Consider the following 15,403-nt stretch of genomic DNA (forward strand, 5'->3'; position numbering starts at 1 on the left):
ATCCCCCGGAACCTTTTCGCCAACACCTGAAAGACCATGCGCGCGGAAATCGAACGCCTTGTTGAAGAGATCAAGCAGTCAGTCGGGCTGCTGAGGAGGCATCTTTGACGTCGAACAATCGACGGCACGCCTCGCTGAGCTGAACAAGCTCGCAGAAGATTCCAATCTCTGGAACGATCCCCAGAAGGCCCAGCGGCTGATGCAGGAGCGCACCTCGTTGGAGGACGCGCTCTCGGGCATCGGCAAAGTCGAGCGCGAGCTCGAGGATCAGGTCGGCATGATCGAGCTCGGCGAGGCCGAGAACGACGCCGGCGTGGTCGCTGAAGCCGAGAAGGCGCTCAAGGACCTCAAGAAGGAGGTTGCCCGGCGCGAGCTGGAAGCGCTGCTCTCGGGCGAGGCCGACAAGTTCGATTCCTATCTCGAGGTCCATGCCGGCGCCGGCGGTACCGAGAGCCAGGACTGGGCGCAGATGCTGCTGCGCATGTACACGCGCTGGGCGGAGAAGCACGGCTTCAAGATCGAGTTCCTCGAAGAGTCCCAGGGCGAAGAGGCCGGCATCAAGTCCGCCACGATCCAGATCTCCGGCCATAATGCCTATGGCTGGCTGAAGACCGAGGCCGGCGTGCACCGCCTGGTGCGCATCTCGCCGTTCGATTCCAATGCGCGGCGGCATACCTCGTTCTCGTCGGTGCAGATTTTCCCTGTGATCGACGACAGCATCAAGATCGAGATCAAGGAGTCCGACGTCCGCACCGACACGATGCGGTCGGGCGGCGCCGGCGGTCAGCACGTCAACAAGACCGAGTCGGCGGTGCGCCTCACGCACATTCCGACCGGCATCGCCGTGGTCTGCCAGGCCGGCCGCTCCCAGCACAAGAACCGGGCGCAGGCCTGGGACATGCTGCGTGCGCGGCTTTACGAGATCGAGCTGAAGAAGCGCGAGGAGCAGGCGGCTGCCGATCAGGCCGCCAAGACCGACATCGGCTGGGGTCACCAAATCCGCTCCTATGTGCTGCAGCCCTATCAGATGGTGAAGGATTTGCGCACCGGCGTGCAGACCTCCGACACCTCTGGGGTGCTCGACGGCGATCTCGATGAATTCATGGCGGCGACCCTGGCGCAACGTGCCTTCGGCACCGGGCCCGGCTCCGTCGAGGATGTGGATTAGCCCATGCCGCGCGTCGCTTTCATCGGATTGGGACGCATGGGCCACGGGATGGCGACGCGCTACCTCGATGCCGGCTTCACTGTTGCGGTGTGGAACCGCAGCAAGCCCAAGGCCGAGGACCTGATCGCCCGCGGCGCGCTGTGGGCGACCTCTCCGGAGGATGCGGCAATCGATGCTGATGCCGTCGTGACCATGGTCGCTGACGATGAGGCATCGCGCGCCGTCTGGCTGACCAGGGATGGTGCCGCCGCCACGATGAAGGCCGGCACGCTTGCGATCGAGTGCTCCACGGTCTCCTATCAGCACACGCTCGATATGGCGCGCGAACTGCAGAGCCGCGGCCTGATCTACATCGATTGCCCCGTCACCGGCCTGCCGGAAGCGGCAGCCGCCGGTAAGCTGACGCTGCTGGTGGGCGCAGACAGTGCCGACCTCGACAAGGCACGGCCGTTCCTCGCGCCGATCGGCAGCACGATCCGCCATTTCGGCGCGGTCGGCACCGGCACCGTGTTCAAGCTGATCAACAACCTGATCGGCGCGGTGCAGATCGCGAGCCTCGCCGAGGGCGTTGCGATCGCCGAGCAGGCCGGTCTCGACATGAAATTGGTCGCCGAGGCGCTCGGGACCGGCGCGATCGCCAGCCCGCAGGTGATCCGCCACAGCAAGCGGATGGTCGAGCGCAATTTCTCCGGCGCATCCTTCACTGCGGCGCTGCGCCACAAGGATGCGGAATATGCCGTGCGGCTCGCCGAGACGCTGCTGCCCGGCGTGCCCGTGAGCCGCGCCGCGCTCGCCGCCTACGACAAGGCGAGGGCTCATGCCCCCGACGGCGACGAAGGCCAGATGATCGAGATCGTGTCGCGGCCGAAATAGGCAGGGCCGTCATTCACGGAAATCGGGTGGGAATTTTCGCAGCATCGCGCTAGTCAGCGGTGCCAGCGCCGACGAGAGCCCGACATGCCTTCCACCGACAACAGGATCGATCGCCGCGACTGGGGCCTGCTTGGCCTGCTGTCGGTGCTCTGGGGTGGCTCGTTCTTCTTCAACGGCGTGATCCTGCGCGAATTGCCGCCGCTGACGCTGGTGCTGCTGCGCGTCATGCTCGGCGCGATCATCCTGCTGCCGCTGCTGCGAGCCGCGAAGATCGAATTCCCGCGCGGCGCCTCCGCCTGGGCGCCGTTCTTCGCGATGGGGCTGTTCAACAACGTGCTGCCGTTCTCGCTGATCGTGTTCGGGCAGACCTATATTCCGAGCGGGCTGGCTTCGATCCTCAACGCGACGACCCCGCTGTTCGCGGTGATCATCATGGCAACGGCCGGCGAGGAGAGGCTGCAGGCGCGCCGCGTCGCGGGCGTGGTGGTCGGGCTGATCGGGGTCGCGATCCTGCACGGCGATGCACTCGGCTTCGAGAGCCGCCAGGGCATCGGCATCCTGCTGTGCCTCGCCGGCGCCTTCAGCTACGGCATCGCGGCGCTGGTCGGGCGGCGGCTGCCACAGCGCGTGCCGCCGCTCGGCACGGCGACATTCCAGATGATGACATCGGCAGTGATGATGGCGCCGATCGCCGCCGTGGCCGATCGGCCCTGGCTGCTGCCGATGCCGCATTCGACCACGTGGCTCGCCGTGCTTGGGCTCGCGGCACTGTCGACGGCGCTGGCCTACATCGTGTTCTTTCAGATCCTGCAGCGCTCCGGCGCGACCAATGTGATGCTGGTGACGCTGCTAATTCCAGTCACCGCGATGCTGCTCGGCTACCTCGTCCTCGGCGAGCCGATCGCGCTGCGCGAGATCATCGGCGCGCTCGTGATCTCAAGCGCGCTGCTGCTGATCGACGGGCGTGTGCTGAGCTGGTTCAGCCGCGCGCCTGCTTCCACGCCGCATACCATCCGGTAAAGCGTCCGCTGTCGCGCTCGCCGCCGTGCCAGGCGGCATAGGCGGTGCCGTCATCGGCGACCAGCACCACGGCATCGAGGCCCTTGGAGCGGCGCAGCGTGTCCATCGCCTGCGCCGGGGTCTGCGCGATCGGGCCTGCGACGTTGAACGACGTGTTGACCGACATCTCGACGCCGATGTGACGGCCGAGCGCCTTCAGATAGGCGTAGGTGAGGGGATCGTCGGCCGCGCGCACGATCTGGATGCGGCCGGTGCCGTCGGCGTGAACCACGGCCGGAATCCTGGCCCGCGCTTCCGGCTTCGAATGCGCCGTGAGCACCATGTAGTTGTAGGCGTTGTAGTCGCCGTCGGATGCGCCGTCTTCCAGCTCGAAATAATCGCGTGCGGCTTCAAGCGTCGCCATCGGCGCCAGCGGCCGGATCGCCTCGCGGTACTTGACGCGCTCGTTGAGCCGCTCGCGCACCTCGGGATCGCAGGGGTTGGCGAGGATCGAGCGATGGCCGAGCGCGCGCGGGCCGGTCTCGGCCGCGCCCTGATAGATCGCTATCACGCCGCCTTGCGCCACCATGCTCGCCATCAGATCGGCAACGGCATCGCGCCCCTCCGACGTTGCGACATTGCCGATCGCGGTCGAGGCTATGTCGTCGGCGTTGAGCGCCGCGGTGATGTCGGCGTTCGAGGGCGGCAGGCCGCAATAGAACGCATGCGACAGCGGCGCGCCGCGCGGCGCTCCCGCCATATGCGCAAACAGCCATGCGGCGCCGATCGGCACGCCGGGATCGCCGGGCACCGGTGGTACCCACATGTGCAGCCGCGTCTTGCGCTGCTGCGCGCGTTCGAACCACGCTTCGTCAAAATGCTCGAGCAGCCGCATGTTGCCGAGCGCGTTCAGCGCCACGCCGCCGGTCAGCACCAGGCGATCGGTGCCGGTGATGCGCAAGAGGTGATCGATGACATGGATCATCGCATCCTCGAACACCAGCTGCGTCGCGGCGGCCTTGTCGACGCGATCCTTGGTGTCGGGGCGGTGATTGATGTCCTCGACGCGCAGCACGGCGTCGGGATTCCAGAGCTGATCGGGTCGCAGCGGCGGACCGAGGATGTCGATCAGCGGCTGCTTGTACGGATTGTCGGCGGGATCGGCATACCAATTGGCCATCGCACGATTGAGCTGCACACTGCCGTCGGGGCCGAGCTGCAGCACGTCCTTCAATCGCTGATAGTAGGGATTGGTGGCGCGGTTCATGTCGCCCCAGGCGGCGGCGCCCATGTAGCGGCCCTCGCTGGAGAGCCAGGTCCAGCCGCCCTGGCTCGACGAGATCACGGTGTAGAAGGCGCCGAGCGAATCGAACAGGCTCTCGTTGCAATAGAGCTGCTTCATCTCGCCGTTCTCGGCGACATAGAGCGAGATCGAGCCGAGATCGCCGGTGCCGTCGAGCACCGCGATCGCGACGCGCTCGCGCAGATCGGCGAACGGCGAGGCAGTGAACGAGTACCAGGCGTGATTGTCGTGATGCGGCATGCAGATCAGCGGCAGTTGCTCGCCGAGCCCGTACATCCTGCCGAGCCTGCGCGAGATGCGCCGCACCTGGTCCATCTGTCGCAGGTTGATGGCGGGCGCGATCGGCGCGCGCAGCAATTTGATGCTGGCCGGCGCTTCCTCGAGCGAGGTGCGGATCAGCATCGACAGCAGTGCCGGATAGTCCCATGTCGTGACGAAGGCCGCGATGTCGCCGATGTCGCGGCCCATGCGCTGCAGCACCTTGCGCATATCCTCGAGCGCGTATTGCGGAAACTCGTTGGTATGTTTGTTTCCGGAAAAGCGCTCTTCCTCGTTGTTGACGATCAGGCGCGGGCCGTCCTTCTGGGTGACCTCGACCAGCGCGACGCCGGTGTTGTGCGTGCCGGGGCAGGCGAGGCCCGCGATATAGACGGTCTCGCCGCGCTGCAGCCTTTCGCGGATCGAGGCGATCGTGGCTTGCGCGAACTCGCCATTGACCTTGTGCAGGCCGCGACCAGCCAGCGCACGTTCGCTGAGGCGGCGCGTGATTTCATAGCCCGCAGCCGCAATACGCGGATGCCGCGGACCGGTACGAATGTCCGGTTTACGCAATCAGAACGCCTCGACTCGTGATCCCCAGATCGACCTTCAATCATAAATAGCGCCAGGCAACAATGCCGTTTCGCCCAACGGAAAAACCCGGCGCTTGCCAGCGTATGCGTCTCTTGCGAGACTTGCCGTCAAAACCACGACAAAAATCGGGAGAAAACGATGCCGGCTCGTTCTGGATATATTGGCGCAATCGCGGCCTTCGCAAGTGTGGCACTGCTCACGACCTCGGCCCACGCCCAGAAGAAATACGATCCCGGCGCGACCGATACCGAAATCAAGATTGGGAACATCATGCCTTATAGCGGCCCGGCGTCGTCCTACGGCGTGATCGGCAAGACCGAGGCCGCGTTCTTCAAGATGATCAACGAACAGGGCGGCATCAACGGCCGCAAGATCAACTTCATCAGCTACGACGATGCCTATTCGCCGCCGAAGGCGATCGAGCAGGCGCGCAAGCTGGTCGAGAGCGACGAGGTGCTGCTGATCTTCCAGGCGCTCGGCACGCCGTCCAATTCGGCAATCATGAAATACATGAATGCCAAGAAGGTGCCGCAATTGTTCGTCGCCTCCGGCGGCACCAAGTTCGGCGACCCCAAGAATTTCCCCTGGACGATGGGCTTTCAGCCCAACTACCAGAGCGAGGGGCGCATCTATGCGAAATACATTCGCGACAAGTTTCCAAACGGCAAGATCGCGGTGTTCTGGCAGAACGACGATGCCGGCAAGGATCAGTTCAAGGGCCTGAAGGACGGGCTCGGCGACAAGGCGGGCATGATCATCGCCGACAAGTCCTACGAGGTCTCCGATCCCTCGATCGATTCGCAGATCGTCGCGCTGCACGATTCCGGCGCCGACATCTTCTTTTCATGGGCGGCGCCGAAGGGATCGGCGCAGGCGATTCGCAAGGTCGGCGAACTCGGCTGGAAGCCGAAATTCTTCCTCGCCAACACCGCGACCTCGGTCGCCTCGGTCTTGAAGCCGGCGGGGCTCGAATATTCCAAGGACATCATCTCGACGGCCTATCTGAAGGACCCGACCGATCCGACCTGGGACAAGGATCCTCCCGTCGTGAAATGGCGCGCGTTCATGGACAAATATTATCCCGACGGCGACAAGGGCAACGCCAACAACCTCTATGGCTATGTGCAGGCCGAGGCCATGGTGCAGGTGCTGAAGCAGTGCGGCGACAATCTGACGCGCGAGAACGTGATGAAGCAGGCCGCCAATTTGAAGAACTTCCACTCCGACCTGATGCTGCCGGGCGTCATGGTCAACACCTCGCCGGACGACTACTTCCCGATCGAGCAGATGCAGTTGATGCGGTTCAACGGCGAGGCTTGGGAGCTGTTCGGCGACGTCATCACGGGCGAGGTAGGTCACGACGCGACACGGTAGGAGCTCGCTCCTGAGAAGGACCCGGCTCGCGCCGACACACCGCTGTCGTCCCTGCGAAAGCAGGGACCCATAGCCACAGGCGCGTGTTGTTGAAGCGAGCTGGGACTCCAGCGCTGTGCAACAACAGCCATTTGTGGTTATGGGTCCCGGGTCGCGCTTCGCTTGCCCGGGACGACATCGAGTTTGTTGCGCGGTCGTGGGTTCAAAGCGCAGGTCATCCCCGGCGCACCGTGGCGGCGTCCGCCAGGATATTCTCCGGCCGGCGGGCGCGGAGCGCCATGCCGCCGGCGACGCCGACGCCGATCACGTACATCCAGCCTTCGTGAAAATCGGACAGGTGCGAATTGAGCAGCGAGCTGGTGATGTTCTGCACCACCACGGCGAGCCCGATCCAACTCACGAGATCGCGGCCGGCGAACAGCCTGACGTGGCTGGCCCACATCGCGCAGAGCAGCAGGATGCCCAGGAGCCCCCACTGGACCCCGACATTGAGGGTCTGGTTGTGCGGGTTGTTGATCACCTCGGCCTGAAGGCCGGTTTTCCCGGCTGCATCCCGCGTGAACAACTGCTTGATCGAGCCGGTGCCGTGGCCGAGCAAGGGTGCCTCGCCGATGAACTTCACCGACTTCCGCCAATAGGTCAGGCGCTGCGCGGTGGAGGCGATGCCCGAAGTATCCTGCGCGTGATACTCGATGCCGACATCGGCGATGCGTTGGCGCAGATAGGGTGACGTCGTCCAGACCACGAGGCTCGTGACGGCGACCGCGGCGAACAACAGGCGTGTGGCGCGCCGGGACAGATGCAGCGAGGCGAACAGGACCAACAGCACCGGCATGTAGACCAGCGCGGTCCGCGCCGAGACGACGTAGAGCATGTTGACGACGAACAGCAGCATCAGCGCGATGGCGCCGGCGGCGAGGCGCCACTGTCGGGCCCGCAGGGCCGTCAATGCCGGCAGCGCCAGCGCGAAGGCGCAGAGCGCGAATTCCTGGCTCTGGTCGAGGTAATTCTTGACCGGCACGCCGTCGGAGGCGGTGTGCGCGAGCTTGAGCTGCGGCAGCGCCAGCACGATCCAGGACAGAATCATCAGCAGCGTGCACGACAGCAGGAAGGCCAGGAACACCCAGAGCCCGCGCTGCGAGCGCTGGAAGTAGCCGAGCAGGAACGGCAGCAGCAGCAACTTGCTGAGTGGCTTGATGCCCTGGAGCCGTTCGGCCCAGCCGGTCTCCGACCACGCCACGCCGATCACCGCGAGCGCTAGCAACGCAACGGGCAATGCAAAGGCGGGCCGGGTGAGGTCGAGAATGAACTGCTCCCAGTCGACGGTTGGGATCACGGCGACTAGCCACAGCAGCATGAAAATCGCGAGCAGCGACGTCGACCATGGCAGCGAGGCCGCGGCCAGCACGATCAGGATGTCGGTCGCACGGACATAAGCTGTCGATCCGGACCAGGTGCGAACGCGGTCGCGCCAGCGCATGGCGGGCGCGACGGCGGCATCGATCGCGTGGAGATCGGTGGTCATGACGGGCTACACGGTGGCGCCATTGAATGCCGCCATCGCGGCAGAGGCCGCGGGCACCGAGGTCATGGTCTCCGTGGCGACCCGATGCGACAGCAGGTCGCGCGCCTGGGTGTGGTGGCCGAACCGTTCGGCGAGCTCGGCCCGGTGCTCGCGGATCCGGTCGCGCCACTGCTCCTGCTGCGCCAGAACCCGGGTCACCGAGGCGCCGATGGACTCGATCGAGAACGGGTCGAAGTAGTCGGCGAGATCGCCCGCGACCTCGCGGAACACGGCGATATCGGAGCACAGCACCGGCGTGTTGGCGGCCAGCGCCTCGATGATCGGCACCCCAAAACCCTCGGCGAGGCTCGGCATGATCAGGCCATGCGCGTCGGCGATCAGCGCGGCTTTCTCGTATTCCTCGACATAACCGGAGAAGCGGACGTTGGGCGGCGCATGGCGGGTCAGGGTGGGGTCCCCGGTGTAGCCGATCACGACGAGATCGGCCTGCGGCAGCTTGCGGAACGCGCGGATGACGGCGGCGAGGTTCTTGCGCGGTTCGGCAGAGACGATCACGACGAAGTAGGGCCGTCTGCTGCTTGCGCCAGCCATCGCCAGCGGCGGCGCTGATGTGTCGAACTTTGTGCGGGGGTAGACCACCCGCGCCGGCAGATGCGCGAATTGCGGAAGCAGGACGCGGAACCGGCCGAGGCTGTAGTTCGAGACGAAGGCGAGCTCGTCGGCCTGTTGCAGGCTGGTGAACAGACGCGACAGGAACAGCCGCGTCGCGACGTCGCTGAGCTTGAGGTCGGTCAGCGGCAACAGGTCGTGCACGACGCAGATCACCTTGGCGCCGCGCTTGCGCTGGATCGCCACCCGCGTCGGCGTATCGATGAGAATGACGTCATAGCCGCGCGCATCGACGCGGGGCGGCGGCAGCCGCAGCAGCGCCGATGTGTCCTGATAGCTGTAGAAGCCGGGTTCGAGCAGGAAATCGCCGAACAGCCTGAGATGGCGCAGATCGGTCGGGATGTATTCGAGGCCGTCGGCATGGTTTTCGATCAGGCTGACGCCGGCAGGCAGCAAATGCAGCGCGCGCAGGAAGCTGACCGCGAATTCCAGCGAGGTCGCGGCGCGGAGCTTGCTGCGGAACCACTCGATGGTGCGGCGCAGGCCGCCGCTGCTGCGCATCACCGGCGCATTCATGTCGGCTTCGTCGAGGAAGCGATAGAGCGCGAGCAGCTCGATCAGCCGCGACCCGTCGGGCAGCAGCCTTGTGCGCTGCTGACGGCGGCGCAGCTTGCGATAGCGGCGCGTGGTCTCGACCAGCAGCGTCAGCTCGTGGCCGTCGCCGGCCAGCGAGCGGATCAGTTCGCGCGTGAAATGGAAGATGCCGCGCTTGTGGTTGGGTTCGCCGAGCGCCTCGCTGACGACCAGGATCTTTGTCATGCGCTGATTTCTCTGAGCTCGAGGTGATGCGGGACGGGTGCATCCAGCGCGACGGTGCTGGCGATGCGGCCGTGATCGAGGTTGATGATGCTGTTGCAGGTCCGGCGCAGCAGCGCGTGGTCATGCGAGGCGATGATCACGATCGCCGCGGTCTCGACCATCTTGCGCAGCCGCTGCTCTGCCTTGGCCGAGAAATTCTCGTCGACCACGCTGAGCCATTCGTCGAGCAGCAGGATGTCGGCGGGAAATGCGGTCGCGGTCGCGAACAGCACGCGCATCAGCATGCCCGAGGAGAACATGCGCAGCGGCAGCCGCTGCATGCGCTCTTCCAGCTCCGTGAAGGCCCAGATCTCTTCCAGGATCGCCGGCGTCGGCTTGCGGCCGGAGATCCGCAGCAGCAGGCTGATATTGTCGGCGGCGACGAAATCGAGATTGACGCCGGCGCCAAGGCCGAGCAGCGGCACGATATTGCCTGTTATCCCGACCTTGCCGCTGGTCGCCGGGAAGACGCCGGCGATCAGCCGCAGCAGGGTGGACTTGCCGGAGCCGTTCGGCCCCGCGAGGCCGATCCGAGCGCCGGCCTCTGCCTCGATCGAGATGCCATCGATCGCGCGGATGATGCGCATCTCGCTGCTCTGACGGAATAGGCTCCCGAGCAGGCGGCGCTTCAGCGAGAAGTCGTAGGCGCCGTACAGCGGATAATCGAGGCAGACGTCGCGGAGGTGAATGCGTGCCATGCCTAGATCCAGAACGCCGCTTTGCGCAATTGAGTGATGGTCACGACCGCGGCGGCCGCGAGCGCGGCAAGGCAGGCCAGCACGTAGATCACGCTGGTCATCGCGACATGACCTGACGCCAGCGGATCGCGCCAGACCGCGAACAGATGGGTCAGCGGATTGAGCCGCATCACCGTGGAGCCGCGATCGATCATCTCGGGCGTCCAGATGATCGGCGAGGCCAGGAATGCCAGCGTCAGCGAGGACTCGATGATCGGCTTGATGTCGCGGTAGCGGGTCGCCAGCGCGCCGAGCACGAGGCTCACGCCGAGGGCAGCGATGACGAACAGGAAGAGGCCGGGCAAGGCGGCGACCGCACCACCGACGTCCCTCGGCGTCAGCGCGAGCCACAGGACCAGCGGCACCACCGCGTTGTGGACCGCGAACAGCGCCTGGCGGAAGGTACATTGCAGCAGGAAGATCACCGGCGGCAGCGCGCGATCCTTGATCAGGCTGGCCGAGCCCTGCAGCGCGGTGGTGGCGTCGAGCACGACGCTGTTGAGGAAGGTCCAGGCGGTGAGGCTCGCCGCCAGCATCGGCAGCCGCGCCACTGCGCTGGCGTTGGAGAGATGGCCGATGACCGAGCCGAGCACGGCCACCATGATCGCCATCTGGATCGACATCCAGAAGGGTCCAAGGAGGGAGCGGACGTAGCGATGGCGTACGTCAGACCAGGCCAGCGCGGCGGCGATCTGGATCGCGCCGACGAAACCGGCCGTTTGGGGACGCGGGGCTGGGGCTAATGACCCTGCGTCCTTTGCGGTGGCCTCTTCGGAAACGACCTTGCGGTACACCGTCTCCACTCCCTCCTTGAAGGCTGTTGTCGAGTATTTCGTCAGTGCGCGATGCCGCGCGGCCTGCCCCATGCGGCGGCGCCGCTCCGGATCGTTGATCAGCGTCTCGATGGCGTCGGCAAGCGCGGTGGGATCGCCGGGCGGCACCGTGATGGCCTCGAGGCCGTCGCGGGCGACATGGGGGACGCCGGTGTCGAGCGCGGTGTTGACGATCGGACGGCTCGCCGCCATCGCCTCGAGCTGGGCCAGCCCGAAGGTTTCCGCATTGGTCACCGACGGCATCACGAAGACGTCGGCGATGCGCAGCAGCTTGACGCGTTCGCTCTCGGACACCGAGCCGAGCAGGCGGACGCGGTCCTGCAAGCCGTAGTCGCGGATCAGCTGCTCGAGATGGTCGCGCTCGCGGCCCTCGCCGACGATCCAGACCTCGAAATTGCGGGCGTGGGCCGATCGCACCAGGACGTCGAAGCCCTTGTAAGGCACCAGCCGGCCGCAGGCGAGCACGAGGCGGCCGCGGACGTTGACGTCGTCGCTGTGCGCGGCAGGCCGGTCGTATTTCTCGACATCGACGCCGAACGGAACGGCGTGGCACTTGTCGGAAAATTCCTGCAGCAGCGGTGTGGTTTCGATCAGCACCGGATCGGAGACGATGATCGCGGACGCCCGCCGCAAGGTTCGCCGCATCATCGGCTCGACCAGGAAGCGCAATGCCGCGTGCGAGACGATGTCGGCGTGCCAGTGCACGACCAGCGGACGGGTGCGGCCGAGCCCGAATGCGAACACGAGGTCGGCGAGCGGGAAGGGCGCGTGCAGCGCCAGCAGATCGTGTTCGGCGATGCGGCGCCACAGCCGCCACGGATAGGTCGGCGCGGCCGGCAGCGACAGCACGTCGCCGAACGAATGCACGCGCTCGACGGCCACGTCATTGACCACGATCTGCCGCTCGCCGCCGGAGCGCGAGCAGACCAGCACGGCGGCGTTGAACGTGTCCTTCAACCCGGCGCAGATGTCGCGGATCACGGTCAGCGTGCCGCCGAACAGGTCGGGGTAGTAGACCTTGAAGATGTGCAGCACCGACGGACGCCGGGCCGGCTGCTGGTTGAGAACCATCATGGGCGGCTCGATCCGGATCATGCTGCGTACAGGGCGACGACGAACGGCAGCGCCAGCGCGGTGAAGAACACCGCCGAACGCAGCAGTGCCGGAAACACCGGCTCGATCGGACCGCAGGCCGCCCGCGGCGTGAACGAGAATGCCTGCGGCGTGAAGCAGAACGGCGCCTGCGCGGTGAAACGGGGGGTGATGGCGGCGAACCGAGCGGATTCGGGGTCGCGGGCCGAACGAAGAGACATTGCGTCGGATTCCCTGCTGAATGGATTTCTGGATATGTGGGAAAATTTCACACGTCAATGGCGTCGGGGACTAAAATGTGGGATTATGTCCCACGTAAGGCGGTGGACAACTTTTTTGGGAGGAGGGAATTGAGGGAATTCGGAACGCATGATGGCGCGCGGTCGCGCCGCGACTGCGCGGGCGATCGGGCGAATGCGGGAGTTGCTGGCGGAGCCGTCAGGCCGGCTCGGCGGAGCTGCGTTCGGTCGGCTGCTGCAATTGGCGCCTGATGGCCGGGATGTCGAAATGGATCCGCTCGGGCAGCATTGCGGCCGCCGGCCGCTGCAAATCCTGCTCGATGACGACACGCTTGCCGCCATCCGATGTCAGCGCGATCGAGATCGAATTTGCGCGCGGCTCTGTGATGAGGCCGGCATGCGCGCGGCTTGCATATTCGCCGGCGCGCAGACCGCCGAAGCCGAACGCGAGCAGGCGGCCATAGATGTACAGCGCCAGCAGGTCGGTTTCGTCGAAGCGGCGCGGCGTTCCGGGCACCACGCCCGGCAGGCAGGGATAGCCGCCCGCCATCACTGTCGACACGAACTCCTCGTAAGGAACCTGGGCGATCCGGCAGGCTTCCGCGATCGCAAGGTCGAATCGGGGTGATGTCATGGAGCGGTCCGTATTGGCGGCTGTGCCGGGCCACCGTGACAGCCGCGCCCGCCAGCGGGCGTTGTGTCCGGAGGTGACTTTCCCATAAGTGGGAAAATGTCACACGTCAAGTGAGGTGGGATTGTATCCCACGCAGGGGACGGGTAAAAGTTAAGCATGAATGCCAAGGCCCCGAAGTCGAAGGTGGGATCGCCTGCGCCGATCGCCGCAGCGAATCTGCACGCGCCGCTCGCGCGGATGCTGCGCCCGCTGGTGCGGCTTTGCATCCGCGGCGGCATGACCTTCCCGGCGCTGACCCAGCTGCTGCGCGAGCTCTATGTCAATGTCGCCGAACACGACTTCGCGCTCGAGGGCAAGGAGCAGACCGACAGCCGCGTCAGCCTGCTGACCGGCATCCACCGCAAGGAGGTGGCGCGGCTGCGCGGCGCGGGTGCGCCGGTCAACGCGGTGCCGGCGACGCTGTCGCGTACCAGCGCGATCATCGCGCGCTGGCTGGCCGCGCCCGAGTTCACCGACGCGAAGGGCGATCCGCTGCCGTTGCCGCGTACCGCAGATGGCGGCGCACCGTCGTTCGAGACGCTGGTCGAATCGATCACGAAGGACGTGCGGCCGCGCGCGGTGCTGGACGAATGGCTCGACCGCAAACTCGTCACCATCAATGACCGCGACCAGATCATGCTGGTCGAAGAGGCGTTCGTGCCGCATGGCGACGACGACCGCAAATGGCACTATCTCGGCCGCAATCTGCACGACCATGTCGCAGCCGCCGAGATGAACGTGTCCTCCGCGGCACCGCGCTTCCTCGAACGCGCGGTGCATTACGACGGACTGTCGGCCAAGCTCGCCAAGCGGCTCGAGGGCCGCTCGCGCGAACTTGCGATGGAGGCGCTGAAGGTCGCCAACCGCGAGGCCAACCGTGCTTTGGCCAAGGACAAGGGTGGCGACTACCGCTGGAATTTCGGCATCTACATCTATCGCGAGGGACCGGACGGTCCCGTCGATGACGATTCAGACGAAAGCGGCGCGACATGAGCGGCCCCATCATCTCGCGCCGCGCGCTGCTCGCCGCGTTCTGGCTCGCCGGCACGTCGCTCGCGGGTGCTCAGGTCAAGAAGCGTGGCAACGATCAGGGCATCGGCGGCACCGGGATCACCGGCTCCGACCAGGGCATCGGCGGCACCGGCATCGTCGGCGTGATCCAGCGGTTCGGCTCGATCTATGTGAATGGCGAGCGCGTCGCCTATGCGGCTGACGTGCCGGTTCGGATTGATGGCGAGGCGGCGAGCGCCAAGGCGCTGCGGATAGGGCAGCTCGCGCGCGTGGTGGCCGAGCGCGATGCCGGCGGCACGCTGTCGACCAAGCGCATCGACGTGGCGAGCGAAGTGACCGGACCGGTGGAGCAGATGAAATCGGGCGAGCTGACGGTGCTCGGCCAGAAGGTCGCCTGGAGCGGCCGCGACAGCTGGCTGAAGGTCGGAACACATGTTGCCGTGTTCGGGCTGCGTCGCACCGACGGTCTCGTCGTCGCGAGTCTGGTGCAGGAGCGTCATGACGCCGTGATGCGCGTCGCCGGGCCGCTCGAGCACGATCGCGCAGGGACTTTAAGGATCGGCGAGCTCAAGCTCAGCGGCGTCGACGCGGCGCTGGCCGGCCAGCGCGTACAGGCCGAGGGCCATGTCGCGCAGGGCGTGATGCAGGTCTCGCGCAGCCGCGCCGACGACTTCTCCGATCTTGCCGGCGCGAAGCGGCTGCTCATCGAGGCCTATGTGCGGCGGGTCGGCAATGATCTGCAGCTCGGCTCCGGCTTTGTCGCACGCGACCACTCGCGGTTTGCGCCGGCGGCCGATACGCGCGTGGTCGTCAACGCCCAGCTGACGGGCACCCGCGAGCTGCGCGTCGAATCGGTGCAATCGATTGCCAAGTTCCCGGGCTCGTCGGTGAGGAGCCCCGGCACGCCGGGCCGCGGCTCGGGTGGCGGCGGCTCCGGGCCGGGAGGTGGATCCGGACCAGGCGGACGGGGTGGTCCCGGTGGCGGCCCGGGTGGCGGGCCCGGCGGAGGGCCGTCCGGACCATCAGGCGGACTGCCGCCTGGCGGCGGCGGCGGTCCTGCACCTGATCCGCTGAGTGGCGGAACGACTGGTCCTGGCCCCGGCGGCTTTGGCTCGCCCGGCGGACCGTTTGGTCCCGGTGGCGGCGGTGGCCCGTTCGGGCCGGGCGGCGGATTCGGCGGTGGCGGGTTCGGTGGCGGCGGGCCGGGTGGCGGCATGGGCGGCGGCGGCCGCCGCTGAAGCACAACGAAATCGGCGC

General features: G+C 66.3%; 13 protein-coding genes. 6 read left to right on the forward strand and 7 right to left on the reverse strand.

What is annotated here, in order from left to right; all coding sequences use genetic code 11:
• Positions 1–36: 36 nt before the first annotated feature.
• From prfB to CK489_RS26595, 3 genes are all read left to right on the forward strand, one after another.
• Positions 37–1,168 (forward strand): peptide chain release factor 2 gene (gene prfB / locus CK489_RS26585; protein ID WP_106939930.1). Its coding sequence is split into 2 segments (ribosomal slippage): positions 37–105 and positions 107–1,168, totalling 1,131 coding nucleotides; the frame shifts between segments, so codons are not numbered across the junction.
• 3 nt (positions 1,169–1,171) lie between these two features.
• Positions 1,172–2,041 carry an NAD(P)-dependent oxidoreductase gene (locus CK489_RS26590; protein WP_095734363.1) on the forward strand — a complete coding sequence of 290 codons (870 nt, stop codon included), beginning with the start codon at positions 1,172–1,174 and terminating at the stop codon, positions 2,039–2,041.
• Positions 2,042–2,125: 84 nt separating this feature from the next.
• Positions 2,126–3,061, forward strand: coding sequence for a DMT family transporter (locus tag CK489_RS26595; RefSeq protein ID WP_095734364.1), 936 nt, complete (start codon positions 2,126–2,128; stop codon positions 3,059–3,061).
• Here CK489_RS26595 and CK489_RS26600 read toward each other — a convergent pair.
• The gene (locus CK489_RS26600) at positions 3,021–5,174 is read right to left on the reverse strand and encodes a carbamoyltransferase C-terminal domain-containing protein (protein ID WP_095734365.1); all 2,154 of its coding nucleotides are present in this window, start codon (positions 5,172–5,174) and stop codon (positions 3,021–3,023) included. The two genes, CK489_RS26595 and CK489_RS26600, sit on opposite strands and share 41 nt — an antisense overlap.
• Before the next feature lie 159 nt (positions 5,175–5,333).
• On the opposite strand from CK489_RS26600, the gene CK489_RS26605 reads away from it, so the two are divergent.
• Positions 5,334–6,569 (forward strand): ABC transporter substrate-binding protein, encoded by a 1,236-nt coding sequence (locus tag CK489_RS26605; protein WP_095734366.1) that lies wholly within the window; start codon positions 5,334–5,336, stop codon positions 6,567–6,569.
• Between the two features lie 214 nt (positions 6,570–6,783).
• Here CK489_RS26605 and CK489_RS26610 read toward each other — a convergent pair whose 3' ends face one another.
• The 6 genes from CK489_RS26610 to CK489_RS26635 all read right to left on the reverse strand — a co-directional run bounded on the left by CK489_RS26610 (position 6,784) and on the right by CK489_RS26635 (position 13,096).
• Complete coding sequence (locus CK489_RS26610; RefSeq protein ID WP_095734367.1) at positions 6,784–8,094, reverse strand: O-antigen ligase family protein; 1,311 nt, start codon at positions 8,092–8,094, stop codon at positions 6,784–6,786.
• Between the two features lie 6 nt (positions 8,095–8,100).
• Positions 8,101–9,522, reverse strand: a complete 1,422-nt coding sequence (locus CK489_RS26615) for a glycosyltransferase family 4 protein (RefSeq protein WP_095734368.1) — start codon at positions 9,520–9,522, stop codon at positions 8,101–8,103.
• On the reverse strand, positions 9,519–10,259 hold the full coding sequence (locus CK489_RS26620) for an ABC transporter ATP-binding protein (protein WP_095734369.1): 741 nt from the start codon (positions 10,257–10,259) through the stop codon (positions 9,519–9,521). The genes CK489_RS26615 and CK489_RS26620 overlap by 4 nt, the downstream gene beginning before the upstream one ends.
• 2 nt (positions 10,260–10,261) lie before the next feature.
• Positions 10,262–12,202 (reverse strand): glycosyltransferase, encoded by a 1,941-nt coding sequence (locus CK489_RS26625; protein ID WP_502694150.1) that lies wholly within the window; start codon positions 12,200–12,202, stop codon positions 10,262–10,264.
• A gap of 20 nt (positions 12,203–12,222) precedes the next feature.
• Positions 12,223–12,444 (reverse strand): hypothetical protein, encoded by a 222-nt coding sequence (locus tag CK489_RS26630; protein ID WP_050631422.1) that lies wholly within the window; start codon positions 12,442–12,444, stop codon positions 12,223–12,225.
• Positions 12,445–12,661: 217 nt separating this feature from the next.
• A complete protein-coding gene (locus CK489_RS26635) occupies positions 12,662–13,096 on the reverse strand; it encodes a hypothetical protein (protein WP_095734371.1) in 435 nt (144 codons plus the stop codon).
• 156 nt (positions 13,097–13,252) lie between these two features.
• Here CK489_RS26635 and CK489_RS26640 point away from each other — a divergent pair, with 156 nt between their 5' ends.
• Together CK489_RS26640 and CK489_RS41455 are read left to right on the forward strand one after the other, a co-directional pair.
• Entirely contained in the window at positions 13,253–14,128 is an 876-nt protein-coding gene (locus CK489_RS26640) for a DUF6502 family protein (protein ID WP_095734372.1), read from the forward strand.
• Positions 14,125–15,384, forward strand: a complete 1,260-nt coding sequence (locus CK489_RS41455; RefSeq protein ID WP_158226505.1) for a DUF5666 domain-containing protein — start codon at positions 14,125–14,127, stop codon at positions 15,382–15,384. The genes CK489_RS26640 and CK489_RS41455 overlap by 4 nt, the downstream gene beginning before the upstream one ends.
• The last annotated feature ends 19 nt before the right edge of the window (positions 15,385–15,403 follow it).

The organism is Bradyrhizobium sp. UFLA03-84 (genome assembly GCF_002289535.1).
In the GTDB taxonomy this organism is placed as follows: domain Bacteria; phylum Pseudomonadota; class Alphaproteobacteria; order Rhizobiales; family Xanthobacteraceae; genus Bradyrhizobium; species Bradyrhizobium viridifuturi.

Coding starts and splice junctions, on each gene's coding strand:
- CK489_RS26590 (WP_095734363.1), top strand. CDS start 1,172: ATGCCGCGCGTCGCTTTCATCGGATTGGGACGCATGGGCCACGGGATG.
- CK489_RS26595 (WP_095734364.1), top strand. CDS start 2,126: ATGCCTTCCACCGACAACAGGATCGATCGCCGCGACTGGGGCCTGCTT.
- CK489_RS26605 (WP_095734366.1), top strand. CDS start 5,334: ATGCCGGCTCGTTCTGGATATATTGGCGCAATCGCGGCCTTCGCAAGT.
- CK489_RS26610 (WP_095734367.1), bottom strand. CDS start 8,094: ATGACCACCGATCTCCACGCGATCGATGCCGCCGTCGCGCCCGCCATG.
- CK489_RS26615 (WP_095734368.1), bottom strand. CDS start 9,522: ATGACAAAGATCCTGGTCGTCAGCGAGGCGCTCGGCGAACCCAACCAC.
- CK489_RS26620 (WP_095734369.1), bottom strand. CDS start 10,259: ATGGCACGCATTCACCTCCGCGACGTCTGCCTCGATTATCCGCTGTAC.
- CK489_RS26625 (WP_502694150.1), bottom strand. CDS start 12,202: ATGGTTCTCAACCAGCAGCCGGCCCGGCGTCCGTCGGTGCTGCACATC.
- CK489_RS26630 (WP_050631422.1), bottom strand. CDS start 12,444: ATGTCTCTTCGTTCGGCCCGCGACCCCGAATCCGCTCGGTTCGCCGCC.
- CK489_RS26635 (WP_095734371.1), bottom strand. CDS start 13,096: ATGACATCACCCCGATTCGACCTTGCGATCGCGGAAGCCTGCCGGATC.
- CK489_RS26640 (WP_095734372.1), top strand. CDS start 13,253: ATGAATGCCAAGGCCCCGAAGTCGAAGGTGGGATCGCCTGCGCCGATC.
- CK489_RS41455 (WP_158226505.1), top strand. CDS start 14,125: ATGAGCGGCCCCATCATCTCGCGCCGCGCGCTGCTCGCCGCGTTCTGG.